Here is a 2,203-nt window from a genome sequence, read left to right on the forward strand (position 1 = left end):
CCGTTTGTCCCGGCAGTCCGTTGCTAACCCGTTCCCCCCTGTCACTTGTGGCAGGGAGATAGGAGTATGGTTTTGCTTGCAAAACCGTATGGCTTGTTTTACTTTCCGTACTGCCCTTTTCCTTGTTTTCTGCCTCCCCTAATGTGCTTTTTTCATAGCTCCATCTGAGATCCTTTGTTTTTGAACGGCAAATTTATTTCGGTGGATGGATACGAAAGAGTTCCGGTCTTCGCCCTTTGTCCCGAAAAAAATAACGCCGGACGGCTTCGCTGTCCCCAACATTTTTTGTCGTCCAAAACTTTTCTTAATCCCTCCTTCCTTATTGATGCGTGCCGTAAAAAAAAGGCTCATAAACTCAGATGGGGCATGAAAGCTCAAAAAAAAAGTCGGCAGAAAGAAAAGGCCATCCCGGAAAGGGGTTTAAAAAAAGGTCTTTAAATCTAGCTGAAGCATAAGTTTAATTTTAATAGATAAAAGACTATGGCACATCAGAGTAAATATCCTAGTTTAGACAGACAATGGCATAAGATGATGTTTTCTTTCTTTGAGTATCTTCCTATGCAATATCGGCAGGCAACGGAAAGAGAATGGCAAATTCGTAAGATGATATGGAGTTTTAAGGATGGAAAAGCTTATTTGAATATAGCTTGGATGATAGCGAATAAGTTACATCAAGTTTTTGGTGATGATGTTAAGAATATTGTTTTTGCTTGTGTTCCGGCTTCTTCCGCTGATAAGAATGAACTTCGTTATAAGGGGTTTGCTTCGGCTGTGTGTAAGTTTTCAGGTGCTATCAATGCGTATGAACATATACGTGTCAGTGGAGATCGTTTGGCTATTCACGAGAAATTTGACAGCAAGTCGCTTCAAAAAGTACAAGTGATAGAATTTGACAAGGACTTTTTTCGGGGTAAGAAAATCTTGGTATTTGACGATATTTTAACAAAAGGGTTTTCGTATGCTCGTTTCGCATGTCAGTTGGAAAAAATAGGAGGTGAGGTTTTGGGAGGTTTCTTTTTAGGTAAAACAGTTGTCCGTATGTTATAAGATGAAAGAAAAAGAGAGTTATATAGAGAAGCAGAAGGATATCTTTGGAGATACTACTTGGTTCACTTATCGTTATGAGGTGAATGGAATGGTGTATGAAACTTCGGCAGGTTCGTTGGATATATGTAGAAAGGCACGTGATAAATGGATGAAAATGATGTCCGTTGCTTTTACCGGTCATAGAACGATACGAACAAATAAATATGCTTTGTCCGTATCGTTGAATGAAGAGGTACGTTTCTGCTATGAGAATGGAATCCGTTTTTTCTATATTGGTTGTGCGGTTGGATTTGACATGATGGCTGCTCATACCGTACTTGAACAAAGGAAACAATATCCCGATATGGTTTTGGTGGCGGTTGTTCCTTATGTCGGGCAAGATGTGTATTTCAACAAAGAGGACAAACAGAGGTATGCTGATATTTTGCGCCAAGCCGACAAGGTGGTAGTTCTATCCGAATATTATTATGCCCAATGCTATGCCCACCGTAATGATTACATGATTTCACACGCCTGTAGGCTGATTGCCTATTGGGATGGAAAATCTGCCGGAGGAACTTCTTATACGTTTAACAAGGCACAAAAAAAGAAATTGGTGATATACAATCTGTTTTGATTCAGATTGTATATCGTTGTTTTCCAGCGGTATGATCAAACGTGGCGATGTCATACTGTCTGGTTGCTGTAAGTGCTAATACTTCCGATGCAAAAGAGAAAGACACAATAAATATGAAAAGCAATGATAGATGAATTTTACTTAATTGTTTTACCTTTGTAAAACATTAGTGTCCCATTAAAATTGGGACGAATTAAAAATTAAATAAACTTGGCCCATTTGGTCCGAATCGTTCTTTGTCATTTTGAAATTTAGTTTTATCAAAGAGGTCTCTCAGATGAGTCTTATCAGTCAATGAGATGCTCAGTATTTGTAACACTTCATATGTACTTCTGTTCAGTTGCATATCGTGTTGAATGATTGCCACCAAACAGTAAGCGCATATAGCAGCATATATCTGTATTCGAACAGCATTCTCTGTAGTTCCCCAAAATCTTTTGATTTTAAGGTGCTGCTTGAGCCATTTGAAAAACAGCTCTACCTGCCAGCGATTTTTATAAAGTTCAGCAACTTGAAGCGCAGATATATGCATCGCATTGG

General features: G+C 38.9%; 3 protein-coding genes. 2 read left to right on the forward strand and 1 reads right to left on the reverse strand.

Annotation, left to right across the window (positions count from 1 at the left end):
- The first annotated feature begins 480 nt into the window (after positions 1–480).
- On the forward strand, positions 481–1,047 hold the full coding sequence (locus DW096_RS19125; RefSeq protein ID WP_005868760.1) for a phosphoribosyltransferase: 567 nt from the start codon (positions 481–483) through the stop codon (positions 1,045–1,047).
- 1 nt (position 1,048) lies between these two features.
- Positions 1,049–1,663 (forward strand): SLOG family protein, encoded by a 615-nt coding sequence (locus DW096_RS19130; protein WP_005868759.1) that lies wholly within the window; start codon positions 1,049–1,051, stop codon positions 1,661–1,663.
- Between the two features lie 193 nt (positions 1,664–1,856).
- On the opposite strand, the gene DW096_RS19135 is transcribed toward DW096_RS19130, so the two are convergent.
- Positions 1,857–2,203: transposase (locus DW096_RS19135; protein ID WP_147401836.1), on the reverse strand; the 347-nt coding region annotated here is incomplete at its 5' end.

The sequence above is a fragment of the Bacteroides sp. AM07-18 genome (assembly GCF_003602695.1).
GTDB lineage: Bacteria > Bacteroidota > Bacteroidia > Bacteroidales > Bacteroidaceae > Bacteroides > Bacteroides uniformis.